The sequence below is a fragment of the Rhodococcus sp. 05-340-2 genome (genome assembly GCF_002258915.1).
Taxonomy (GTDB): Bacteria; Actinomycetota; Actinomycetes; order Mycobacteriales; family Mycobacteriaceae; genus Rhodococcoides.
The window spans coordinates 213,692-237,634 of the sequence record NZ_NOYU01000042.1 but is presented as its reverse complement, the minus strand read 5'-3'; the positions used below and the strand labels follow the sequence as shown (position 1 = coordinate 237,634).

The following is a 23,943-nucleotide window of genomic DNA, read 5'->3' as shown; positions in this document are numbered from 1 at the left end:
CATCGAGTCCGGACGTGTCCTATGGGCCTTCGAGACTCGGTTCTTCGGCTTCCATCAGTTCGACATCCTCAGGAGACAATATTTCATTCGGGTCGAAGTCCTTGGTCAGATGGCCGGCGTCGTTGACCTCGGGCTCCGGGTTCAGGACCATTCGAAGACCCGTGGCGAGGGGCTGAACCGACTCGGGGGATCCGAAGGTTTCGGCGAATGCCGCTCCCACCGCATCTGCTGCAAGGATCTCTCCCAAGATCGACGACGACACGTCGACATCATGGCCCGCTTCGGATGACGACATCATGCACGACCAGAAATAGGTGCTGACAATCGATTGTGCCGCTTCCCATTGGCTTTCCAGGCCGGCGTCGACGGCTTCAGCACGGAGTTCGGCTCGCTCCGACGCCGCATCCGCCGACCGCATCGGTGGTGCATCTCGAACCTGCAGGACGTACTGTTCGTACCCGTTGTGGGCGAACTCTTCGACCACCTCTACGACCGATGACCAGCTCGGTCCGAGCCAGTGGCTCAGATTCTCTTCGGTGACCTCGAACGCCGATATTCGTCGCGCTTCCGCAGCGTAGTAAGCATCGGTGTCACGAATGGGATCCAAGCCCGTCTCCGGCCTAGGTGCGGCCACCCACAGAGCTTCCGCGATGGACGCATCCCCGGGGACCGTACTGGCGCGATCTGCGGCCTGATCCGATGAAAGTTGGCCATCAACGGCAATGGTAGGTCCAGGTGAGATGCCGTTGACAAGAAGAAGCTCCCCCGCGGTCTGCGACAGTTGCGTCAGTCGGGCCGCGTGGTCACGCCCTTCAGCTTTCGAATCGGCTGCTGCGCAGGTATTTTCGCGCAGGTATGGGCCGCGCACCGCTTCGGTCGAGGGCTCTTCGGTTGCTTTGTTGTCATCCCCGCAAGCAGGTACCACTGACAAGAGGACCACACCACACGCGAAGGCAGCCAGCCTGGAAAACCGAAAAATCATGTGCGAAGCCTAGCCACGTCGAACCGTCGTCAACGACCGTTCAACCGAACCGCCGGTCAGATCTGCAGCGCAAGCCACAGGCCCGCGACGGCCCCGACGATGGTCAGCGGCGTCGTGATTGCGCCCAGAAGAGTGAAGGTGCGCAGATCTGCCGGCTCGTCGTTGGCCGATGCGACGCGTCGCCACAGCATGATCGCCAGCGACCCGACGTAGGTCAGGTTGGGTCCGAGGTTCACGCCGATCACCATGGCCAACAGCAACGCCGGGGGAGCGTCGGCTCCGAAGGCGGCCAGTAGCAGCAGCGTCGCAGGCAGGTTGTTGACGATGTTCGACGCCACCGCCGCGATGGCTGCGGTTGCCAGGAGCGACGCGAACGTGGTGTCGGACGGCAGGATTCGCGCCAGCCAGTCGCCGATCGGCCCTGTCGTGACGCCGAGAACGACGATGCCGAGCAGAAAGACGAAGCCGCAGAACGGTAGATCGGCACCGCGCAGAATGGCGCGAGCACTGGTGTGGCGGCCCCGGAGTGCGGGGATTGCCAATGCCACCGATCCCACCGCGGCCACCCAGAACGGTTCGATGTGGAACAGTCCCGCCACTGCAAAGCCGACGAGTGTCGCGGCGAGGATGGCGAGCGTGGTCCGCGGTGCGGGGACGTCGTCGGCGCTCTGCTGGGTGGAGTTCTCCGGCGGTGCGGCAGTGCGGCTCAGATCCTTGCGGAAGAAGATCAGGAATACCGCCAGCTCGATGACGACCGCGAAGATCCACGGTAGGGCCATCAAGGCAGTGAAGTGCAGGAAGGTCAGACCGGTCGCGGCGAATGCGAGAAGGTTGGTCAGGTTCGATACCGGCAGCAGCGTCGATGCCGAATTGGACAGATGCGCAGTGGCGTAACTGTGTGGACGCGGCGACATTCTCAGAATCCGCGCAGCACCGATGATGGCCGGCGTCAGGAGAACCACGGTGGCGTCGAGACTGAGGACTGCCGTGGTCGACGCTGCCGCTGCGAACACGAGAGTCAGCAGTCTGCGTGGGCTGCCGTTCGCGCCTCGTCGTAGCTTCGCCGCTATCCAGGTGAACACGCCGAGTGCGTCCGAGAGGTGCGCCAGAATCAGAATGAACGCCAGAAAAACCACGGTCGGCGCGAGTTCGAGTACCTGCTCGCGTGCAGCGTCGAGGTTGACGAGGCCGACGAGAAGAACGACTGCTGCCGCTGGAAGAGCAGCGACGATCTCGGGGAGACCGCGCGGACGAACGATGGCGAAGACGAGAACGGCGGCGACCAATGCCGCAGCGAGAACGGTCACGCGAGAATCTTCACGAGAGTCCGAACGTTTCGAGTGGTGGTCGTGGCCTTGTACTTCGCCTTGGCCGTAGCTTTCCCGAACGTACTGTCGGTGGTGTTGCCCTTGCGCACCTCCCAGTAGAGCACGCTGTTCCCCTCGGCGATCCTTTCGAGCTCGGGGTCGAGTTCTCCTGCAAGAGCGGACAATTCGGTCAAATGTCTATCGTCGTTACCGAACATCACATAAGGATGCCAGCCCTCCCGTTCGGCGTCGAACGGGTAGGACTCCACTACCGCTCGAAGGGTCGGCACGTCCAGGACGACAACCCAGGCCTGGTAGCCGAACGTCTGAGCCAGCGTGCTCTCCACATCCGTCTTCAACGCGGCGACGCTCAGTGGGGAGCTCAGCAGGACGTTGCCGGTCGCGAGGACAGTGCGGACATCGGTGAAGCCGGCCGCTGTCAGAGCCGCGCGGAGATCGGCCATCTTGATGTTGATGCCACCGACGTTGATGCCGCGCAGCAACACGACCCATTCGCTCATGGAAGGAACTGTAGTTCGGTTCCCGGAGAGCGCGGAGCGCCGAGTAGAGTACGCAACTGCGAACGAGTTGGCCGGACGGCTGCGGCTCGGAGGACAGGCGAACGAGTGTCGTCGCGCTTCGGGCCGAGGAAAGTCCGGACTCCACAGAGCAGGGCGGTTGTTAACGGCAACCCGAGGTGACTCGCGGGACAGTGCCACAGAAAACAGACCGCCTGCGGATCGGTTCTTCGGAGTCGAACTGCAGGTCAGGGTGAAACGGTGCGGTAAGAGCGCACCAGCATCCCAGGTGACTGGGATGGCTAGGTAAACCCCGCCCGGAGCAAGGTCGAAGGCTGCACCGTTCAAGCGGTGCAGCTGCGCAGGTGCTCGAGGGCTGCTCGCCCGAGCCTGCGGGTGGACTGCTCGAGGTACCCGGCAACGGTGTGCCCAGATGGATGGTCGTCGACGTCGAACCTGCGAAAGCAGGAACGGCAGACAGGATCCGGCTTACAGGCCGACTCGTTCGCACTCACTATTTCTCCCGCAGTTCTCCTGCGGTGTCGCTCCATGGGGCACACTGGAAGTCATGACCGACGACGACACCTCCTGGTACTACGACATCAACACCAAGCAGGTCGTACAGGGCAAGCAGACCAACGCCCTCGACCGCATGGGCCCGTATCCGGACAAGGCCACCGCGGAGCAGGCGCTGAAGATCGCCGCGGCGCGCAACAAGGCCGCCGATTCCGACGACGACTGGAACAACTGACGGTGCTGCTCACCCGGCTCAGGGCTCCGGGCTTCGACTTCGAGGCCATCAGATCCGAGTTCGCTCTCACCGAAGCTTTCGAAGCAGACGTGATGCGTGAAGCGATCGAAGCCCGAGACCTGCACGCCGACAGCAGAATCGACCGCACCGACATCCCGTTCGTCACCATCGACCCACCCGGCTCGAAAGACCTCGACCAAGCCGTCCACATCGAGAAGACGTCCAACGGGTTGGTGGTGCACTACGCGATCGCCGACGTGGGCGCACTGGTGACGCCCGGGGGAGCACTCGACACCGAAACCCGTCGACGCGGCCAGACGTTCTACCTCCCCGGCGGATCCGTGCCGTTGCATCCACGAGAGCTGTCGGAGGGATCGGGCAGCCTGCTGGAGGGGCAGACTCGCTGCGCCGCGCTGTGGACCATCGAACTCGACGACGTCGGCGAGGCGGCCGCATGGACGGTCACCCGCGCGCTCGTTCGATCGACCGCCCGGCTCGACTACGCCGCCGTGCAAGCCGATGTGGACGCGGGGACACCGCATCCGTCCATCGCGGCGCTGGCCGAATTCGGGGCACAGCGCGCAGCCGCGGCCAGACGGCGCGGAGCCGTCGACATCACCTTGCCCGAGCAGGAAGTGGTGCCCGACGGACAGGGCTGGCGCATCGTCCTGCAACCACGCACCGCAGTGGACGGGTGGAACGCCGACGTATCGCTGCTGACGGGAATGTGCGCCGCCAGAATCATGCTCGACGCCGGAATCGGCATCGTGCGCACCCTCCCGCCTGCCTCGTCCGAATCCGTGGACACACTGAAGAAAACGGCAGTGGCACTCGGAATCGACTGGCCCGCAGGAGCATCCGCCGGGTCTGTGCTGGCCGGCCTGCCCACCGACGAGCCGTCGACGCTGGCGATGATGACCCAGGCGACCGGTTTGCTGCGCGGCGCGGACTACCTTGCGTTCGACCGCACGACCAACCCTGTGGACAGTGACACTTCGGTCGAGCATTCGGGAATCGGCGCGCCGTACGCGCACGTGACGGCACCCCTGCGTCGGCTGTCCGATCGCTTCGCCACCGAGGTGTGCCTGGCGGTCGTAGCCGGAGCGCCGGTACCGGACTGGGCGGCGCAGGCATTGCCGGAACTGCCCGCCATCATGCGCGGATCGGATTCGGCGGCGTCGAAAGTGGACCGCGCCTGCATCGACCTCACCGAAGCGCACGTACTGAAAGATCGAGTGGGCGAGCAGTTCTCGGCTGTCGTACTGCGTGGCGCAGAGGGCAAGCGGGATGCCGAGGTGTTGGTGTCACAGCCGATCGTTCTGGGAAAGTGCGACGGGGAACCTCCCGCGGGGGAGTCGGTGAAGGTCCGGTTGACCCGGGCCGACACCGACTCGCGCACAGTCCGATTCGACTACGAGGCCGTCACGGCCTGAAACGATCCGTGGCCTCGACGAGGTGATGCACGATGCCGGGCTCGGCCGCAGAATGGCCGGCATCGTCGACGATCACCAGATCGGCCGAAGGCCAGGCCTTGTGCAGCGCCCACGCGCTCGTGGCCGGGCACACGACGTCGTAACGGCCCTGCACGATGACACCGGGAATGCCGTCGAGCAGAGGGGCGTCTCGCAGCAGTTGATTCTCTTCGAGAAAGCAGTTGTTGCGGAAGTAGTGGTTCTCGATACCGGCGAATGCCAGGGCGAACCGTGCATCCGAGTTGTTCTGCACCGCATCCGGTTTGGGTAGCAGGTAACTCGTTGCCGCTTCCCAGGTGGACCACGCCACCGCTGCTCGCGTCGCGGCTTCGTGGTCCTCGGACATCAGCTGCCGGTGATACGCCTCGACGAGATTGCCGTCGCGCTCGTCCTCCGGAATGGGTTCGAGAAATTTTTCCCACAGGTCGGGGAAGATGTGGCCTGCCCCGCCGCCGTAGTACCAGTCGATCTCCGACGGCCGCACCAGGAATATCCCCCGCAGTATCAGCCCCCGGACGCGATCGCGGTGCGACTGCGCGTAGGCCAGGGACAGCGTCGAGCCCCACGAACCGCCGAACACCAACCACGTGTCGATACCCAGGTGCTCCCGGAGCGTCTCCATGTCCGAGATCAACCGGTCGGTGGTGTTGACCGACAGATCGGCACCGTCGGCGATGTGCGGGGTCGACTGCCCGCAGCCTCGCTGATCGAACAACACGATTCGATAGGCCTGCGGGTCGAAATATCTGCGCTGCAACGGATTGGTGGCACCGCCCGGACCGCCGTGCACGAACACCACGGGCGCACCGTCGGGGTTGCCCGAGACCTCCCAGTAGATCTGTTGGCCGTCGCCCACGTCGAGGTGCCCGGTCTCGACAGGCGCGATCTCGGGGTAGAGGGTCCGCATCCTAGAAGCCAACCAGACCGGACGCGAGGTCCGGAATGTCGAGAGATCGGATGGCCTCGTCTCGTACGTCCGAGCACGTTTCCGTCGTGATGTCGTCGACGATCGCTCGGTTCTGCACCACCTGCAGGTTGATGACGCCGCTCTGCGCCGCCCAGGTCTGCACCAGGATGTTCAGCCCGCCGCGGCCCAGAGTGGGCCCCTGAACGCGCCAATTGGACAGCTGCGCCTCGAGATCGGTGCACAGCTGCTGCTTCTGGGCATCGGTGATCACTGCGTCCGCAGGCGGTGCGGTGACCGTGGTGGTCGGTGCGACCGTCGTGGTGGACGACGAACCGGTGTTGCTGGTGTCGGTGCTGCATGCAGTTGCCACGACGAGAAGCGCAGCCGCGCCTGCCAAGCCGACTGCGCCTCTGCCGAGAATGGAGATCGAACCCCGTCTGAGTTTCATGGTCCGAGTGTGCCACCCGAACCTGGACGAGGCGAGGACGGTCAGTAGCTGTGCTCGGGCCCGGGGAAGACTCCCGATCGCACCTCGGACAGGTACGTGGTTGCCGCGGTCCGCAGTGAATCGCCGACGTCGGCGAACTTCTTCACGAACTTGGCGGTCTTGCCATTGGTGTATCCGGCCATGTCCTGCCACACCAGAACCTGCGCGTCGCATTCGTTGCCTGCGCCGATACCGACCGTCGGAATGGTCAGCTTGCGGGTCACCTGGCCGGCGATGTCGGCCGGAACCATCTCCATGACGACGGCGAATGCTCCCGCCTCCTGGACTGCGATGGCATCGGCCACCAGCTGCTCGGACGCGTCTCCGCGACCCTGCACGCGGAATCCACCCAACGTGTTGACGCTCTGCGGGGTGAAGCCGACGTGAGCCATCACCGGGATGCCTGCGGCAGTGATCGCGGCGATCTGAGCGGCCACGCGCTCGCCGCCCTCGAGCTTCACTGCGCCCGCGAGCCCTTCCTTCATGAACCGAACAGCGGTTTCGAGTGCCTGCTGCGGGGAGGCCTCGTAGGTGCCGAAGGGCAGATCTGCGACGACGAGGGCGTGCGGTGCGCCCCGGACCACTCCGCGGACCAGCGGAAGGAGTTCGTCGACGGTGATCGGCACGGTGGTGTCGTAGCCGTAGACGACGTTGGCCGCCGAATCGCCGACGAGCAGAACAGGAACTCCGGCTTCCTCGAAGATGCGAGCGCTCGAGTAGTCGTAGGCGGTGAGCATTCCCCAGCGCTCACCGTCGGCCTTCATCTGAAGAAGGTGGTGGGTGCGGGTCTTGCGGGTCAACGCGGTGGATGATGCTTCCTGAGCAGATCCGCCGTACACAGCAGTTTCGGACATCTTTGTCCCTTTCTGGTCCTCGAGGCCCGCTCGGCGGGTCCCCGGGATGGGGTGTGATGACGTGGGCAAGTCTGCCACTGCGCGCGACCCGCCGGAGCGCTACCGGCAGTGCAATTGGTCACACCCCGCGGAGCGTCGAGTAGTCCCGCCAGCCATTGGTGATCGGCATGCGGCGGTCACGTCCGAACGCACGAGAGGTGACCTTGGTGCCGATCGGATATTGACGCCGCTTGTACTCCGACGCGTCGACCTTGCGCAGAATGTCCGCGACCACCGCCGCGTCGAACCCGGCCGCCACGATGTCCGCGAAGCCTTGATCGTGGTCGACGTAGCGAAACACGATGGCGTCCAGTTCGTCGTAATCGGGCAACGAGTCGGTATCCAGTTGGCCAGGCCGAAGCTCGGCGGACGGAGGCTTGTCGATGCTCGACTCGGGGATGGGAGGGACGTCCCCACGATCGGCAGCGGACTTGTTTCGCCAGCGCGCCAGATCCCACACGAGCGACTTCGGCACGTCCTTGATCGGCGCGAAGCCGCCGACGGCATCCCCGTATATCGTCGAATAGCCAACGGCCAGTTCGGATTTGTTGCCGGTGGCCAGCACCAGATGGCCGAAGCTGTTCGACAGTGCCATCAACACCATGCCCCGGCAGCGGGCCTGGATGTTCTCCTCGGCCAAGCCGGTCAGATGCAGCTGGTCGACGTAGCAGGCCACCATGTCCGCAATGGGTTCGGTACGGAAATGGATACCGGTGCGCGACGCGAAATCCTCTGCGTCGGTGCGGGAGTGATCCGACGAGTACGTCGAGGGCATCGACACTCCGTGTACCGCATCGTGGCCCAAGGCGTCGACGGCGATGGCGGCGACCACGGCCGAATCGATACCACCGGACAATCCGAGAGCCACCGACCGAAAACCGTTCTTGTGCACATAGTCTCGTAGTCCGGTCACCAGTGCGCCCCACACCTGTTCCTCGGTGCTCGCGATCTCTGCGAGGGACGGCTCGGCTCGTTGCCAGCCGGTGACCGCGACGTCGGGGAGCGTCACCCGATCGATGGTCCAGCCGGGTACCTCGGCGGCATCCGGACCTGGTGCCGTCGGGGTATCGACGTCGACGATCAGCAGATGCTCGACGAATTGAGGGGAGCGGCCCCACATCGAACCGTCCGGCCCGACGACGAAGCTCGCCCCGTCGAACACCAGCTCGTCCTGTCCACCGACGACGTTCACGTAAGCAATCGGAGCGCCGATCTCGGTGGCCCGTCGCAGGGCGATGGAGCGCCGCACCTCGTCTTTGCCCTGCTCGAAGGGACTGGCATTGAGGCAGAGCAACATGTCGATCCCGGCCGCGGCATAGGCGGGCACGGACCCGCCCGGTTGCCAGATGTCCTCGCAGACAACGACACCGAGCCGCAGGCCGTTCACCGTCGTGATACTCAGGCCGGATCCCGGAGCGAAGTAGCGGGCCTCGTCGAACACTCGGTAGGTGGGGAGCGAGTGCTTGTCGTATCGAGTCGTCACCCGTCCGTCGGCGATGACTGCCGCGCTGTTCCGCGAGCCCTCGGCGTCGCGATCGAGGTAGCCGACCACCACGATGCGGTCGCCGCACCCGGCACTGTCCAAGGCGGTCGCCAATTCGGTGAGGGCGTGAGCCGATGCGGCGGCGAACGACGGCCGCAGAGCGAGATCCTCGACGGGATATCCCGTCAGCGCCATCTCGGGAAACACCACCACGTTGGCACCGTCGTGGGCCGCGCGGACCGTCCACTCGACGATCGCGGCTGAATTCGCTGCGAGATCGCCGACGACGGAGTTGATCTGGGCCAGGGCGAGTCGAAGTGCCTGCACTGCGCCCACGCTAGTGCTCGGACGACGTCCCCGCCGGGCAGCGGGAGCGGAGCGCCCGAAAGACCTGGCACGATCGTGCCATGAGAACGCGCACCAGGAGCACGGCCGTGGCACTGTCCACGGTCGCCGTGCTGGCCGTCGGCTGCTCGAACTCGGAGCCGACTGCCACTCCCGAGAACTCCGCCGCGCCCGACAGTTCGTCGTCGGCATCGGCCGTCGGTCCGATCCCCTCGGGGCTCGAAGCGTTCTACACCCAGACTCCGGAGTGGGAATCCTGCGACCGGTACAACACCGACGGCAGCGAACTCGGAAGTGCTGTCGAATGCGCGATGGTGACAGTGCCGTTGGACTACGCCGACCCCGAGGGCACAACGATCGAGGTCGCCATCTCGCGGACGAAGGCAACGGGCGAGAAGATCGGATCGGTACTGATGAACCCGGGCGGGCCCGGCTCGTCGGGGCTCTACCTCGCCGGGCAGGCCGAAGGCACCGCGATCGCAGAGCGCTTCGATCGGATCGGCTTCGACCCACGCGGTATCGGAGCATCCGAGCCGGAGGTGCGGTGCCTGACATCCGACGAAGTCGACCAGGAACGTAGCGAACCAGACGTGGACGTCAGCCCCGAGGGCATCGCGGCGACCGAGGCCGAACATCGGGACTACGCCGCGCAGTGCGTCGAGCGCACCGGGGCCGACGTGCTCGAGCACGTCGGCACCCGGGAAGTGGTGCGCGACATGGACGTCATCCGCGCAGTTCTCGGCGACGAGAAGATGACCTACATCGGTTACTCGTACGGCACCCGGATCGGGACCGCGTACGCCGAGGAGTTCCCGTCGAACGTGCGCGCGATGGTGCTCGACGGTGCGCTCGATCCGGACCAGTCGCCCGTCGACGAGGCCGTCGCCCAGGGTGCGGCGTTCCAGACCGCGTTCGATCAGTTCGCGGCGGACTGCGCACAGACCGACACCTGCCCGCTCGGAACCGATCCCGCGCAGGCCGTCGAGCAGTTCCGATCGCTGGTGGAACCGCTGATCGACCGGGCGGCCGAGACGACCGATCCCCGCGGTCTCAGCTACGACGACGCGATCACCGGTACGCAGCAGGCGCTGTACTCACAGCAGCTGTGGCGTCTGCTGCGAGCCGGATTGAACGAACTGCGCGACGGCAGGGGCGACACCCTGCTCCGGCTGGCCGACACCTACTCCGGACGGCTCGAGGACGGCAGCTACACCAACATCGACGACGCGTTCAACGCCGTTCGGTGCGTCGACGGCCCGCCGACCACCGATCGCGCAGCGGCCGACGAGGCAGACGTCAGGTTCCGTGCCGCCGCGCCGTATCTGGACGACGGCCGGGCGACGGGCAATGCGCCCCTCGATCTGTGTGCTTTCTGGCCGGTGCCGAACACCAGCGATCCGCACATCGTCGACGTCGAGGGACTGCCGACGTTGGTGGTGGTCTCGACGACCAACGATCCGGCCACGCCCTACCAGGCAGGTGTGGAGTTGGCCGCTCAGCTGCGCGGCGATCTGGTGACCTACGAGGGCACCCAGCACACGGTCGCCTTCTCGGGGGTCGAGTGCATCGACGATCCGTTGGTGAACTACCTCGTCGATCTGGTTCCGCCGGGGGACGGATTGCGGTGCTGACGTGCTACCTCACGACCTGGGAAGAGTGCTGAGAGTTTCACGAAGTGAGACCGAATTCACGATGTAACACAGATTTAACTCCGTTTGCTTACTCTCGCGTTCATGGATCGTCAAAAGGAATTCGTGCTCCGGACCCTCGAAGAGCGCGACATTCGTTTCGTCCGCCTCTGGTTCACCGACGTCCTCGGGTACCTCAAGTCGGTGGCCATCGCCCCCGCCGAGCTCGAAGGGGCATTCGACGAGGGAATCGGTTTCGACGGTAGCGCCATCGAAGGATTCGCGCGCGTGTCCGAGGCCGACACCGTGGCCAAGCCCGATCCGTCGACGTTCCAGATTCTGCCGTGGTCCACCAGCAAGGGGCACCAGCACTCGGCGCGGATGTTCTGCGACATCGCCATGCCCGACGGCTCGCCGTCCTGGGCCGACTCACGCCACGTGCTGCGTCGCCAGTTGAGCAAGGCCGCGGACCTCGGATTCAGCTGCTACGTGCACCCCGAGATCGAATTCTTCCTGCTCAAGGACGCCCCGCAGGACGGCTCACCGCCGACCCCGGCCGACAACGGCGGTTACTTCGACCAGGCCGTACACGACTCGGCCCCGAACTTCCGCAGGCACGCCATCGACGCGCTCGAGTCGATGGGAATCTCGGTCGAGTTCAGCCACCACGAGGCCGCACCCGGCCAGCAGGAGATCGACCTCCGCTACGCCGACGCACTGTCGATGGCCGACAACATCATGACCTTCCGCTACGTGGTCAAGGAAGTCGCCATCGAAGAGGGTGTGCGCGCGACGTTCATGCCCAAGCCGTTCAGCGATCAGGCCGGTTCGGCGATGCACACGCACATGAGCCTGTTCGAGGGCGACGCCAACGCATTCCACAACCCGGACGACCCGATGCAGCTCTCGGAGACCGGCAAGTCGTTCATCGCCGGCATCCTGGAACACGCCAACGAGATCAGCGCCGTGACCAACCAGTGGGTCAACTCCTACAAGCGACTCGTGCGCGGCGGCGAAGCACCGACCGCAGCGTCGTGGGGACCGGCGAACCGCTCGGCACTGATCCGCGTGCCGATGTACACCCCGAACAAGGCATCCTCGCGTCGCGTCGAGATCCGCAGCCCCGACTCGGCCTGCAACCCGTACCTGGCGTTCGCGGTGCTGCTCGCTGCCGGTCTGCGCGGAATCGAGAAGGGCTACACCCTGCCGCCCGAGGCCGAGGAAGACGTGTGGGCGCTGACCTCCGCGGAGCGTCGCGCCATGGGCTACAAGGAACTGCCGGGCAACCTCGATCAGGCACTGAACGCGATGGAAGGCTCCGAACTGGTCGCCGAAGCACTGGGCGAGCACGTCTTCGACTTCTTCCTCCGCAACAAGCGTCGCGAGTGGGAGGAATACCGCAGCCACGTCACGCCGTACGAGCTGAAGGCCTACCTGGGTCTTTAACAGCACGGCGTCGTCATGGGCTACGTTCTAGTCGATCCTTCAATGGTAGTTCCGATGCCGACGCGAGCACCCTCGCGCCGCTGTGTACTGACGACGAGGTAATTCTGTGGCACCCCGAGGTGGATTCTGATGGTGCGTCCTCCGACCTCCAGATCCGTCGTTCCCGGACCGGGCCGTCTCGGCCTCGTCGAAGAAACTGCGCCGTCCGACCTGCGCACCCTCGGCTGGACGGGGGAGGAAAGCCTCGAGCTGCTGTGGTCACTCTCCCGTGCGCCCAACGCTGACCTCGCTCTGCGCACCCTGGTGCGGATGTACGAACTGCTCGGTGCCGGGTGGACGGAGTTCGACTCGGCACTACGCACCGACAAGGGATTCCGCGGGCGCATCCTCGGCCTCGTCGGTGCGTCGAGTGCGCTCGCCGATCACCTGGTAGCCGACGACAGCACCTGGCGTCTGCTGCTGACCAAGGCGGGTCAGAGCAGCGGGGTCTCGGCCAAGATCGAGCTCCCCACCAAGGCCACCCTGGTTGCGGAACTGCTCGAGGCCGTCGGGGCCGAGCCCGAGACCGGCCCCAATGCCGCACCCGACCTGTATCGCGCGTCCGTCATCGGGCCGCCCGCCGTGATCGCGCTGCGCAAGAAGTACCGCGACCAGATCATGGTGCTGGCGGCTTACGACCTTGCCGCGACCGTCGAGAACGAACCCGTCCTGCCGTACACGGTGGTCGGTTCGCAGCTGTCCGACATGGCCGACGCTGCACTCACAGCTGCGCTGGCCGTTGCCGTGGCCACCGTGTGCCCTGACGCTCCGTGTCCGACGCGTCTGGCCGTCGTCGCGATGGGCAAATGCGGTGCGCGCGAACTCAATTACGTCTCCGACGTCGACGTCGTGTTCGTCGCCGAGCCCGCCGACTCGCAAGCAAGCCGCATCGCCGGTGAGATGATGCGCATCGGATCCTCGGCGTTCTTCGAGGTGGACGCGGCACTGCGGCCCGAGGGCAAGCGCGGCGAACTGGTCCGCACCCTGGATTCGCACGTCGCCTACTACAAGCGCTGGGCCAAGACCTGGGAGTTCCAGGCGTTGCTCAAAGCTCGCCCCATGACCGGCGACATCGCGCTCGGCAACGACTACGTCGACGCGGTCAACCCGATGGTGTGGTTGGCCAGCCAGCGCGAGGACTTCGTGCCCGAGGTGCGGGCCATGCGGCGTCGAGTCGAGGAGATGGTGCCGCCGGAGCTCCGCGAGCGCGAGATCAAACTCGGACGCGGCAGCCTGCGGGACGTCGAATTCGCCGTCCAGCTCCTGCAATTGGTGCACGGTCGCACCGACGAGTCGTTGCGCGTTCTCGGCACGACCGACGCACTGACCGCGCTCACCGAGGGCGGCTACGTCGGCCGCGACGACGCCGCGAACCTGACGGCCTCCTACGAGTTTCTTCGGCTGATCGAGCACCGCCTGCAGATGCAGCGGATGCGTCGCACACACACCCTGCCTCCTCAGGACGACGAGGAAGCCCTGCGGTGGCTCGCCCGTTCGGCGCACATGCGACCCGACGGCAACCGCGACGCCCTCGGCGTGCTCAACGCCGAGATCAAACGCAACGCGCAGCGCATCAGGCGGTTGCACGCGAAGCTCTTCTACCGGCCGTTGCTCGACTCGGTGGTCAAGTTCGACTCCGAGACAGTGCGTCTGACCCCCGACGCCGCGACGCGTCAGCTCGCCGCACTCGGCTACGCGACCCCGCAGAACGCGTTGGGCCACCTGCGTGCGCTCGTCGGCTCGGGTACCCGCCGCGGTCAGATTCAGGCCGTGTTGCTTCCGACGCTGCTCGAGTGGCTTGCCGACACCCCCGATCCCGACGCCGGACTGCTCAACTACCGCAGACTGTCCGAATCGGCGGGGGAGCAGACGTGGTTTCTGCGCGTGCTGCGCGACGAAGGCGCTGTGGCACAACGGCTGATGATCGTGCTCGGCTCCTCGGCCTACGTACCGGACTTGCTGATCAAAGCCCCGGAAGTCATTCGGTTGTTCGCCGACGGACCGACCGGCCCGCGACTGCTCGACGTCGAGCCGGAAGAGACGTACCGCGCCATCCTGTCGTCCTCGGCTCGGTACGAGGACCCGGTGCGAGCCATCAACGCGGCCAGGGCATTACGACGCCACGAACTGGCGCGGGTGGCCTCGGCGGACATTCTGGGAATGCTCGATGTGCCTCAGGTGTGCCGCGCGCTGTCCTCGGTCTGGGCCGCCGTCATCAATGCTGCTCTGGCAGCTGCCATTCGGGCCAGCGAGATCGAGCGCGGCGAACCGGCTCCGGCAACTCTCGCCGTCATCGGCATGGGACGGCTCGGCGGCGGTGAGCTCGGCTACGGCAGCGACGCGGACGTACTGTTCGTCTGCGATCCGGTGGACGGATTCGACGAGACCATTGCGGTCAAGTGGGCCAACACCATTGCCGACCGTATCCGGAAGCTGCTCGGTGCGCCCAGTACCGACCCACCCCTCGAGGTCGACACGGGTCTGCGGCCCGAAGGCCGCAACGGCCCGGTGGTGCGCACCCTGGCGTCCTACGCCGCGTACTACTCGCAGTGGGCACAGGCCTGGGAAGTGCAGGCGCTGCTGCGCGCACATCAGGTCGCCGGAGACCAGGATCTCGGAATCCGATTCCTGCTCATGGCCGACAAGGTGCGCTACCCCGAGGGCGGCGTGTCCGCCGATGCGGTCCGCGAGATTCGACGCATCAAGGCGCGCATCGACTCCGAGCGTCTGCCCAAGGGGGCCGACCCCTCCACCCACACGAAGCTCGGACGTGGCGGACTGGCAGACATCGAGTGGACCGTTCAGCTCATCCAGCTCAGGTACGCGCACAAGGTCCTGACGCTGCACAACACCTCGACCCTGCAGTCACTCGACGCCATCGGTGCGGCCGAGCTGATGAGCGAGACCGATGTCGAATTGCTCAGGGAGGCATGGATCCTGGCGACGAAGGCGCGCAACGCACTGGTACTGGTCCGCGGTAAGCCGACCGATCAGCTGCCGGCACCGGGAGCTGTGCTCTCCGCAGTCGCGCAGGTGGCGGGCTGGGAGAACGGCGACGCCGGAGCGTTCCTCGACAACTACCTGCGTGTGACGCGTCGGGCAAAGGCAGTGGTGGAGCGGACCTTCGGCGGGAACTAGTCCCGTCTGTCTCTAATCACTGCCGACGGTGACGAACCCCTGCTGAACCATCCAGTCCCGTGCGACGTCCGCAGGCTCGCGCCCGTCGATGTCGACCTGCTTGTTCAGCTCGGAAATGGCCTCGTTGGTCAACGCGGCCGAGATCGGCGCGGTCACCTCGGCGATCTCGGGGTACTGATCGGCGACCTCCTGGCGGATGATGACGGTCGCGTTGTACCGCGGGAAGAACGACTTGTCGTCTTCGACGACGGTCAGATTCAGGCCCTTGATTCTTCCGTCGGTGGTGAACACCTCACCGAACCTGCACTGCGCGCCCTCGGCCGTGGCCTGATAGATGACGCCGGTCTGCAGAATCTGCACCGGCAACGTGCTCGCGTCGAACCCGTACGTGGCGGCGAGCCCGGGCAATCCGTCCTGGCGACTGTTGAATTCGGTCTCCACACACAGTGCGCCTGCGGCGGGGTCGCGGTTCACCAGAGCGGCGTAGTCGGACAGGGTGCGCACCCCGGTCTCCTGTGCAACCTGCTGATTCATGGCCAACGCATACGTGTTGTCCATCGGTGCCGGGTTGACCCAGTCGATGCCGTTGGCCTTGTCCGCGTCGCGCACGGCCTCGAACTGCTCGGTGGCGTCGGGAATGGGGGTTTCGTTGCCCAGGAAGTTGATCCAGCCGGTGCCGGTGTACTCGTAGGCAACGTCCACCTGGCCGCTCTGCATGGCCAGCCGCACGCTCTGCGAGCCGGCGATGTTGGTCAGGTCACGAACGTCGGCACCGGCCGCGCTCAACGCGAATTCGAGGATGTAGCCGAGGATGATCTGTTCGGTGAAGTCCTTGGAACCGACGGTGAACTGGGCACCTTCGAGGCCGGGGAGCGGGGTGATGCTTCCCGGTTCGACCGACAACGGCATGGCACCGCCGGATTGCAGTCCGCATCCCGAGAGCGCCAGTGTTGCCGCAGCGCACAGGGCCGCGAGTCGTCGAGTGGTGCGCCGCATCAGCGGAGTCCTTTCGGTCCGAGGAATGCCTCGGCGAGTGCGCCCAGCCAATCGACCAGAAGTGCGAGAGCGACGGCAAGAACCGCTCCCACCACCAGGATGATCGGTTGGTTGAGCTTGTAGCCGGTATCGATCAACACGCCCAGACCGCCCGCTCCGACGAGGAAGCTCAGGGTCGCGGTGCCCACGGCCAACACTAGTGAGGTACGCAGACCGGCGAGAATGAACGGAACCGCGAGGGGAAACTCGATGCGCCGCAGGATGCCCATGTTCGACATGCCCTGTCCGCGTGCGGCATCGATGTAGTTGGGATCGACTGTCTGGAAGCCCAACATGGTGTTCCGCAGCACCGGAAGCAGCGAGTAGAACGCGATGGGCAGAACGCCCGCAGTGAATCCGGTCCATCCGGTGGCCAGGAACAACAGAACGAGCAATCCGACTGCCGGCGCTGCCTGACCGATGTTGGCGATACCGATGAACAGCGGAGCCAGCTTTCGATACCCGGGCCGCGTCAGCAGAATCCCGAGCGGTACCGAGATGGCGAGTACGAGTGCCGTCACGACGAACGTGATCGCCACGTGCTCGCGGACGGCGGTGGTGATGCTGCCGGCGTTCAGGGTGCCCGACTGGGTGGCGGTGAGGTCCCGGCTGAACGTGTAGACCAGCAGCGCCGCCACGATGGCGAGAACGACGACCGGCTGGATGAGAAGCCGTAGTCGCTCGGCGCGCTTGGCGGCTCGCGCAGTGTCTTTCGTGTCGTCGCCGGTATCGGCGAGTGTGGTCACGACGGCGTCCCGACGTCGCTGCGCGCCTCGTCGTGATCGTTCGCGTGCTGAGACCGCAGGGATTTGATGGTGTCGATCAGTACGTCGATCGTCACGGTGCCGACGTACTCGCCGCGGTTGCCGGTCACTGTGGCCGTCGCGTTGCCCTCGGACAGCAGCGCTTCCAGTGCGTCCTGCAGGGTGGACTGCGTCGAGACCATCTCACCCATCGGCACACCGACGTCGCGCAGGCTCCCGACTCCGACGAGGTGGCGTCGATCGGTCCAGCGGAGCGGGCGCTTCCGTGCGTCGAGGATGATTCCCCACGCCTCGGGATCGGAGCCCAGAGCGGTGTTCATCGTCTCCACCGAATCGTCCTCGCCGAAAACCGGGACGTCGGACAGTTCGATGTCGCGTACCCGCATCAAGGTCAACTGCTTCAATGCCGCTCCGGCACCGACGAAACCGGCGACGGTGTCGTCTGCGGGGTTGGCGAGAACGGCCTCCGGAGTGTCGTACTGGAGGATGGTCGACTGGTTGCCCAGAACGGCGATCCGGTCGCCGAGTTTCACGGCCTCGTCGAAGTCGTGGGTCACGAACACGATGGTCTTGCCCAGTTCCGCCTGCAGCCGCATCAACTCGTCCTGCAGCAGTCCTCGGGTGATCGGATCGACCGCGCCGAAGGGCTCGTCCATCAGCAACACCGGGGGATCGGCGGCGAGAGCGCGGGCGACGCCGACACGCTGCTGCTGGCCACCCGAGAGCTGGCGCGGATAGCGCTGCCGGTACACCGCCGGATCGAGCCCGACGAGATCGAGCATCTCGTCGGTGCGATCGTCGATGCGCTTCTTGTTCCACCCGATGAGCCCGGGCACCATGCCGACGTTCTGCGCGATCGTCATGTGCGGGAACAGACCCGCCTGCTGAATGGAGTAGCCGATGGTGCGACGCAACTCGTTGGGGTCGATCGAGAGCGCATCCTTGCCGCCGATGGTGATGCGGCCCGACGTCGGCTCGATCAGCCGGTTGATCATGCGCATCGTCGTCGTCTTGCCGCAGCCCGAGGGCCCGACCAGAACGACGACCTCGCCGGCGGGAATCGTCATGGACACGTTGTCCACCGCCGCGAGCTTCTGGCCCGGGTAGCTCTTGGTCACGTTCTCGAGCACGATTTCCGCGCCGGAGACGTTCGATGTACGGGTCGAGTCACTCACGGATACCCCTCGAGGTGGTCAGTTTGCCGATCAACACGTAGATCCCGTCCAGGATCAACGCCAGCAGGACGATCAGGACAGTGCCGGTGAGGGCCTGCGGTAGGGCCGTTGGGCTGCCTACGCGTGCGAGCCCGGAGAACAACAGGTTGCCCAGGCCAGGGCCCTTCGCATACGCAGCGATGGCCAGGATGCCCAAGGCCATCTGCGTGCTGATCCTCATCCCGGTGAGAATCGACGGCCAGGCGAGAGGGATTTCGATGCGTCGCAGCACCAGCGTGCGACTCATGCCGATACCGCGGGCGGCGTCGGCGACGGCCGGATCGACTGCCGCCAGCCCGACGACGGTGTTGCGGATGATGGGCAGCAGGGAATAGAGGACCAACGCAGTCACCGTGGGCCGCACGCCCAATCCCATGATGGGGATGAGAACACCCAGCAGCGCGAACGAGGGGATCGTCAGGATCGTGCTCGCGAGCGCCGTCGCGATCGCCGACCCAGCGGGGCTGCGGTAGACGAGAACTCCGATTGCGACCCCGATGACGGTGGCGATGACGACGCACTGCACGACCGCCGAGACGTGCAGATAGGAGTCGATCGCCAGTTGCCTTCGCCGTCCGACGATGAATTCCCACAGTGCATCCATGCAGTTGTCGTCCTCTGTTCGCCGGTAGCGGATAAATACCTTTACCCCGCGTACCGACTATCAAACTCCGACCGGTACGAATTCTTTCGTCGCTTGCCCGAAACGACGCCGAACGGAAACAATCGAGAACGCGACAACGCCCGGCCGAAAAGATTCGGCCGGGCGTTGTCGGTGAGAAATCAGACGATCACACGTCGTAGTACAGCGAGAACTCGTACGGGTGCGGACGCAGGTTCACCGGAGCGATTTCCTGTTCGCGCTTGAGCGAGATCCAGGTCTCGATCAGGTCGGTGGTGAACACGCCACCCTCGGTGAGGTAGTCGTGATCGGCCTCGAGCCGGTCGATCACGGCATTCAGCGAAGTAGGTGCCTGAGGAATGTTCTTGGCTTCCTCGGGCGGCAACTCGTAGAGGTCCTTGTCGACCGGAGCCATCGGTTCGATCTTGTTCTTGATTCCGTCCAGACCAGCCATCATCTGAGCGGCGAAGTTCAGGTAGGGGTTACCCGAGGAGTCCGGCGCACGGAACTCGAGGCGCTTGGCCTTGGGGTTGTTGCCGGTGATCGGGATACGAACCGCGGCGGAGCGGTTGCGCTGGCTGTAGACCAAGTTGATGGGGGCCTCGTAGCCCGGCACCAAGCGGTGGTACGAGTTGATCGTCGGGTTGGTGAACGCCAACAGCGACGGCGCGTGGTGCAGGATGCCGCCGATGTAGTGGCGTGCGAGATCCGACAGTCCGGCGTATCCGGCCTCGTCGTGGAAGAGAGGCTTGCCGTCCTTCCACAGTGACTGGTGGACGTGCATACCCGAGCCGTTGTCGCCGAAGAGCGGCTTCGGCATGAATGTTGCCGACTTGCCGTTCTGCCACGCGGTGTTCTTGACGATGTACTTGAACAGCTGCAGGTCGTCCGCTGCGCGAAGCAGCGTGTTGAACTTGTAGTTGATCTCCTGCTGGCCGCCGGTGCCGACCTCGTGGTGCGCACGCTCGAGCTCGAAGCCCGCGTTCTGCAGGTTGGTCGAGATCTGGTCGCGCAGGTCGACGTAGTGGTCGTACGGAGCGACGGGGAAGTAGCCACCCTTGAAGCGCACCTTGTAGCCGAGGTTCGGGCTGCCGTCGGCCTCGGTCTCGGCTCCGGTGTTCCACCAACCCGAGGACGAATCGACCTCGTAGAACGCGCCGTTCGCCTGCGAATCGAAGCGCACGGAATCGAAGATGTAGAACTCGGCCTCGGCACCGAAGTACGCGGTGTCGGCGATGCCGGTGCTGGCCAAGTACTCCTCGGCCTTACGTGCGACGTTGCGCGGGTCGCGGCTGTAGGCCTCACGCGTGAACGGATCGTGAACGAAGAAGTCGATGTTCAGCGTCTTGGCATTGCGGAAGGGATCGACCTGAGCGGTGGCGTAGTCCGGAAGCAGAATCATGTCGGACTCGTGAATGGACTGGAAGCCGCGGACGGACGAGCCGTCGAACGCAAGGCCGTCTTCCAGCGTGTCCGCCGTGAACGCCTTGGCGGCGATCGAGAAGTGCTGCTGTGCACCCGGCAGATCCGTGAACCGGATGTCGACGTATTCGATTCCTTCATCCGCGATGAACTTGATGACCTCTTGGGCCGTGGAAAACGCCACGCTTTTGCTCCTTTGTTGAGTCCGTCGACCTGACGGTATGGACTTGGTGTTGCCCGCCCGTCAAGCTCGTGTTTCGCCCGTGTTACGCGTCCTGGTTCACGAGTGGCACGAACAACAGTACGTCCGCGTGTTTTCCCGTGTGCCCGTCCGCGCCTATCCTGGAAATCATGGCACGAATGACAGGGTCCTGGTTGTCCGGACCGGCGGCCGCGAACCCGCGTGAACCCCAGAACTTCCGCGGGGAGGAGTTGGGCCTTCCGAAGCAGGGCGTCGGCGCGCTGGCCGGCACGGGACGTCGAATCCTCGCGCTGGTGCTGGATTGGACGATGGCCACCGGCGTGGCGTCGCTGATTCTCGGTGGTTACACCACGAGCGGACTGATCTCGACGATCGTGCTCGCCGTGTGGTTCGGCGTCGGACTGGTGAGCGTCTCGCTGTTCTCGTTCACCCCTGGCCAGTTCATCGTCGGTATTCAGGTGGCACGCATCGACGCGCAGGCGCGGGTCGGCTTCGTGCGCGCGCTGGTGCGCCAGTTGATTCTGCTGTTCGTCGTCCCGGCCGTCGTCACGGACATGGACGGCCGAGGCATGCACGACCGCGCAACGGGAACAGCCCTGCTGCGGGCCCGCTGAGGGGTCGTCGCACCAGGGCTGTCCGAGTGATCGTGAGAGGCTAGCGGCGCTTCATGGTGCGCTGAACGCCCTTCATCTTGGCTCCGCCGGGAATGGGTCCCTTCGGCATCGCCGGGCCCCCCTTGGTGCCCAATGCGGAGAGCCGCGACTCGATGGTGTCCATGCGCTTGCCGTCGATGTTCTTCGGCAACTTGGACAGATACTTCTGCAGACCCGAGAGCGGAATCTGGTTCTCTTCGTTGCCGACGATGATGTCGTAGATCGGAGTGTCGCCCACCAGGCGGGCGGTCTTCTTCTTCTCCTGAGCCAACAGTGACTTCACGCGATGCGGTGCACCCTCGGCCACGAGAATGACACCGGGCTTGCCGATGACGCGATGCACCGCGTCGAGATGGGTGGTTCCGGCGATTGCGTTGGTCACCCGCCACGATCCCTGCAGATTGTCCAGGGCCCACGCGGCCGCGCCGGCCTGACCGTCGGCCTTCTTGTACACCGACTTCTGCACGCGGCGTCCGAAGATGATGAACGCGACCAGGACGCCCAGGAGCAGTCCGATGGGGAGCAGGAACCACTGGAAATCGAAGGCCAGGCCGATGAGGAATCCGAGGAGCCCCAGCCCGACCACCGCGCCGATCATCAGCGGAAGGAGAACCTTGTCGTCCTTGCGCTGCATCTGAAACGCCTGCCAGAGCTGCTTGCGCCGTTCCCTCGATGCCTGCTTGCGCGCTGCCTTGGCAGCCGCTTTTGCTTCCTTGCTGGGCTTTGCTGCTTTGCCAGCCTTACTGCCGTTCGCCATACCTCACAGGATACGTCCTGTGCCGGCGCTCACTCGCACCGCGCCGGGTTGAGGCGAGGATCAGCGAGCAGCCAGTCGTGCCATCAGCGAACTTGCCTCCTGTGACGCTTCGCCACCGTCGGTCAGGTGGCTCATGCTCTCGGGAAGCTGGCGGCCGTGATGTGCCATGGCCTGTGCGTAGAGGCGTCCGGCTCGGTAGGAGGAGCGGACCAACGGCCCGGCCAACACACCGGCAAAGCCGATTTCGGTCGCGTAATCGGAGTGCTCGACGAACTCCTCCGGCTTGACCCAACGCTCGACCGGATGGTGGCGCGGCGACGGGCGCAGGTACTGGGTGATGGTCAGGATGTCGCATCCGGCCTCGTGCAGGTCGCGAATGGCTTCCTGCACCTCTTCCGGGGTCTCACCCATGCCGAGGATCAGGTTGGACTTGGTGACCAGACCGTCGTCGCGGGCTGCGGTGATGACGTCCATCGACCGCTGGTACCGGAAGGCGGGACGGATGCGCTTGAAGATGCGCGGCACCGTCTCGACGTTGTGAGCCAGCACCTCGGGGCGTGACGAGAAGACCTCGGCCAACTGATCGGGCTTGGCATTGAAGTCCGGGATGAGCAGCTCGACGCCGGTGTTCGGATTCAGCTTCTTGATGTACCGAACCGTCTCGGCGTACAACCACGCGCCGCCGTCCTCCAGATCGTCCCGAGCGACTCCGGTGATCGTGGAGTAGCGCAGACCCATGGCCTGCACGCTCTCGGCCACCCGGCGCGGCTCGTCTCGATCGAGATCATCCGGCTTGCCGGTGTCGATCTGACAGAAATCGCAACGGCGGGTGCACTGCTCACCGCCGATGAGGAAGGTCGCTTCGCGATCTTCCCAGCATTCGTAGATATTGGGGCAGCCGGCTTCCTCGCACACCGTGTGCAGACCCTCACGCTTCACAAGACCCTTGAGCTCGGTGTATTCCGGGCCCATCTTGGCTTTGGTCTTGATCCAGTTGGGTTTGCGTTCGATGGGGGTCTCCGCGTTTCGGATCTCGAGGCGGAGCAGCTTGCGTCCTTCTGGGGCCACAGTCACAGCTTCGATGCTACGCGCCGAAGCGAACCGTCGTGAACTGCGGGTTGATCGACGCCTCCGTGAGCGCCGGATGCTCGATCTCGTGATCCTGCACGGGCATCGACCCGTCGAGCGCGGCCAGAACGGCCTCGGTCACAGCAGCGGTGACCTCGGCGACGGTGACGTCTCGGCCCAGCTCCAGCGACAGCGACGTCACACCCGCATCGGCGATGCCGCACGGCACGATCGCATCGAAACCGGTCATGGCCGCGTTGCAGTTCAGTGAGAAACCGTGCAGCGTCACTCCGCGCTGAACACGGACCCCGATCGCCGCGATCTTGCGTTCGGGCAGCCACACGCCGTCTCTCGGCTGCGCGGCGAGCCACACCCCGGACCTACCGTCGACGCGCCCGCAACCGATGCCGTAGGCGGACACGACGGAGATCAGAGCTTCTTCGATACGGCGTACGTACCTGACGACGTCGATGGGCTGCGCGAGCTTGACGATGGGGTACCCGACCAACTGGCCGGGACCGTGCCAGGTGATCTTGCCGCCTCGATCGACCTCGACAACGGGGGTGCCGTCCCGCGGCATGTCCTCCTCGGAGGTACGCCTGCCCGCCGTGTAGACGGACGGATGCTCGAGCAGCAGCATCGTGTCGGAGCCGGTACCGTCCGCCCGGGCACCGGCCAGCTCGCGCTGCAGTGCCCACGCCTCCGTGTACTCGACGGTGCCCAACTCCTGCACCACGACCGGCTCGGAGCTCGCGCGTGCCGACACGGCGACCGACGAAGAGTTCGCATCACTCATGAATCGGAACGGTA

At 65.2% G+C, this 23,943-nt stretch carries 21 protein-coding genes and 1 other RNA gene; 7 read left to right on the top strand and 15 right to left on the bottom strand.

All coding sequences use genetic code 11. The annotated features are described in order from the left end of the window. Nucleotides 1-19: 19 nt before the first annotated feature. Genes CH271_RS28570 through CH271_RS26250 form a run of 3 tightly spaced genes read right to left on the bottom strand, consistent with a single transcriptional unit; the run spans nucleotide 20 to nucleotide 2,810 of the window. Complete coding sequence (locus CH271_RS28570; protein WP_143546121.1) at nucleotides 20-982, bottom strand: hypothetical protein; 963 nt, start codon at nucleotides 980-982, stop codon at nucleotides 20-22. Nucleotides 983-1,038: 56 nt separating this feature from the next. Further along, nucleotides 1,039-2,289 (bottom strand): SLC13 family permease, encoded by a 1,251-nt coding sequence (locus tag CH271_RS26255; protein WP_094635480.1) that lies wholly within the window; start codon nucleotides 2,287-2,289, stop codon nucleotides 1,039-1,041. Then, entirely contained in the window at nucleotides 2,286-2,810 is a 525-nt protein-coding gene (locus CH271_RS26250; protein WP_094635479.1) for a DUF1697 domain-containing protein, read from the bottom strand. Before CH271_RS26250 ends, CH271_RS26255 begins: the two co-directional genes overlap by 4 nt. Nucleotides 2,811-2,873: 63 nt before the next feature. Between CH271_RS26250 and rnpB the strand changes: the two genes are divergently transcribed. The 3 genes from rnpB to CH271_RS26235 all read left to right on the top strand — a co-directional run bounded on the left by rnpB (nucleotide 2,874) and on the right by CH271_RS26235 (nucleotide 4,991). Then, nucleotides 2,874-3,315, top strand: an RNA gene (gene rnpB / locus CH271_RS26245) — RNase P RNA component class A. 60 nt (nucleotides 3,316-3,375) lie between these two features. Continuing rightward, nucleotides 3,376-3,558 (top strand): hypothetical protein, encoded by a 183-nt coding sequence (locus CH271_RS26240; protein WP_037192936.1) that lies wholly within the window; start codon nucleotides 3,376-3,378, stop codon nucleotides 3,556-3,558. A gap of 2 nt (nucleotides 3,559-3,560) precedes the next feature. Further along, on the top strand, nucleotides 3,561-4,991 hold the full coding sequence (locus CH271_RS26235; protein WP_094635478.1) for an RNB domain-containing ribonuclease: 1,431 nt from the start codon (nucleotides 3,561-3,563) through the stop codon (nucleotides 4,989-4,991). Here the strand turns inward: CH271_RS26235 and pip are convergent. From pip to CH271_RS26215, 4 genes are all read right to left on the bottom strand, one after another. Next, entirely contained in the window at nucleotides 4,981-5,937 is a 957-nt protein-coding gene (pip, locus tag CH271_RS26230) for a prolyl aminopeptidase (RefSeq protein ID WP_094635477.1), read from the bottom strand. The two genes, CH271_RS26235 and pip, sit on opposite strands and share 11 nt — an antisense overlap. Before the next feature lies 1 nt (nucleotide 5,938). Then, complete coding sequence (locus CH271_RS26225) at nucleotides 5,939-6,385, bottom strand: hypothetical protein (protein ID WP_052047844.1); 447 nt, start codon at nucleotides 6,383-6,385, stop codon at nucleotides 5,939-5,941. Nucleotides 6,386-6,426: 41 nt separating this feature from the next. Further along, nucleotides 6,427-7,278 (bottom strand): 3-methyl-2-oxobutanoate hydroxymethyltransferase, encoded by an 852-nt coding sequence (panB, locus tag CH271_RS26220; protein WP_037192931.1) that lies wholly within the window; start codon nucleotides 7,276-7,278, stop codon nucleotides 6,427-6,429. A gap of 118 nt (nucleotides 7,279-7,396) precedes the next feature. Beyond that, on the bottom strand, nucleotides 7,397-9,127 hold the full coding sequence (locus tag CH271_RS26215) for an NAD+ synthase (RefSeq protein ID WP_094635476.1): 1,731 nt from the start codon (nucleotides 9,125-9,127) through the stop codon (nucleotides 7,397-7,399). An 80-nt stretch (nucleotides 9,128-9,207) separates the two neighbouring features. Between CH271_RS26215 and CH271_RS26210 the strand changes: the two genes are divergently transcribed. The 3 genes from CH271_RS26210 to CH271_RS26200 all read left to right on the top strand — a co-directional run bounded on the left by CH271_RS26210 (nucleotide 9,208) and on the right by CH271_RS26200 (nucleotide 15,396). Then, on the top strand, nucleotides 9,208-10,776 hold the full coding sequence (locus tag CH271_RS26210) for an alpha/beta hydrolase (protein ID WP_094635475.1): 1,569 nt from the start codon (nucleotides 9,208-9,210) through the stop codon (nucleotides 10,774-10,776). Between the two features lie 102 nt (nucleotides 10,777-10,878). After that, nucleotides 10,879-12,219, top strand: a complete 1,341-nt coding sequence (gene glnA / locus CH271_RS26205) for a type I glutamate--ammonia ligase (protein ID WP_032379097.1) — start codon at nucleotides 10,879-10,881, stop codon at nucleotides 12,217-12,219. Nucleotides 12,220-12,348: 129 nt separating this feature from the next. Then, on the top strand, nucleotides 12,349-15,396 hold the full coding sequence (locus tag CH271_RS26200; RefSeq protein ID WP_094635474.1) for a bifunctional [glutamine synthetase] adenylyltransferase/[glutamine synthetase]-adenylyl-L-tyrosine phosphorylase: 3,048 nt from the start codon (nucleotides 12,349-12,351) through the stop codon (nucleotides 15,394-15,396). Nucleotides 15,397-15,408: 12 nt separating this feature from the next. Here CH271_RS26200 and CH271_RS26195 read toward each other — a convergent pair whose 3' ends face one another. From CH271_RS26195 to glnA (CH271_RS26175), 5 genes are all read right to left on the bottom strand, one after another. Continuing rightward, entirely contained in the window at nucleotides 15,409-16,392 is a 984-nt protein-coding gene (locus tag CH271_RS26195; RefSeq protein WP_037192922.1) for a glycine betaine ABC transporter substrate-binding protein, read from the bottom strand. Continuing rightward, on the bottom strand, nucleotides 16,392-17,177 hold the full coding sequence (locus CH271_RS26190; protein ID WP_094635473.1) for an ABC transporter permease: 786 nt from the start codon (nucleotides 17,175-17,177) through the stop codon (nucleotides 16,392-16,394). The genes CH271_RS26195 and CH271_RS26190 overlap by 1 nt, the downstream gene beginning before the upstream one ends. Continuing rightward, complete coding sequence (locus CH271_RS26185; RefSeq protein ID WP_037192918.1) at nucleotides 17,174-18,370, bottom strand: ABC transporter ATP-binding protein; 1,197 nt, start codon at nucleotides 18,368-18,370, stop codon at nucleotides 17,174-17,176. Before CH271_RS26185 ends, CH271_RS26190 begins: the two co-directional genes overlap by 4 nt. Continuing rightward, nucleotides 18,363-19,013, bottom strand: coding sequence for an ABC transporter permease (locus tag CH271_RS26180; RefSeq protein WP_094635472.1), 651 nt, complete (start codon nucleotides 19,011-19,013; stop codon nucleotides 18,363-18,365). The genes CH271_RS26185 and CH271_RS26180 overlap by 8 nt, the downstream gene beginning before the upstream one ends. A gap of 187 nt (nucleotides 19,014-19,200) precedes the next feature. Beyond that, entirely contained in the window at nucleotides 19,201-20,637 is a 1,437-nt protein-coding gene (gene glnA / locus CH271_RS26175; RefSeq protein ID WP_032368128.1) for a type I glutamate--ammonia ligase, read from the bottom strand. 167 nt (nucleotides 20,638-20,804) lie between these two features. On the opposite strand from glnA (CH271_RS26175), the gene CH271_RS26170 reads away from it, so the two are divergent. Beyond that, nucleotides 20,805-21,269, top strand: a complete 465-nt coding sequence (locus CH271_RS26170; protein WP_037192914.1) for an RDD family protein — start codon at nucleotides 20,805-20,807, stop codon at nucleotides 21,267-21,269. 40 nt (nucleotides 21,270-21,309) lie between these two features. Here CH271_RS26170 and CH271_RS26165 read toward each other — a convergent pair whose 3' ends face one another. Genes CH271_RS26165 through lipB form a run of 3 tightly spaced genes read right to left on the bottom strand, consistent with a single transcriptional unit; the run spans nucleotide 21,310 to nucleotide 23,929 of the window. Continuing rightward, nucleotides 21,310-22,065: a DUF4191 domain-containing protein gene (locus CH271_RS26165; RefSeq protein WP_037192911.1), complete on the bottom strand. Its 756-nt coding sequence runs from the start codon at nucleotides 22,063-22,065 to the stop codon at nucleotides 21,310-21,312. A gap of 60 nt (nucleotides 22,066-22,125) precedes the next feature. Further along, entirely contained in the window at nucleotides 22,126-23,139 is a 1,014-nt protein-coding gene (lipA, locus tag CH271_RS26160) for a lipoyl synthase (protein ID WP_179274619.1), read from the bottom strand. A 10-nt stretch (nucleotides 23,140-23,149) separates the two neighbouring features. Beyond that, nucleotides 23,150-23,929 (bottom strand): lipoyl(octanoyl) transferase LipB, encoded by a 780-nt coding sequence (gene lipB, locus CH271_RS26155; protein ID WP_094635471.1) that lies wholly within the window; start codon nucleotides 23,927-23,929, stop codon nucleotides 23,150-23,152. Between the last annotated feature and the right edge of the window lie 14 nt (nucleotides 23,930-23,943).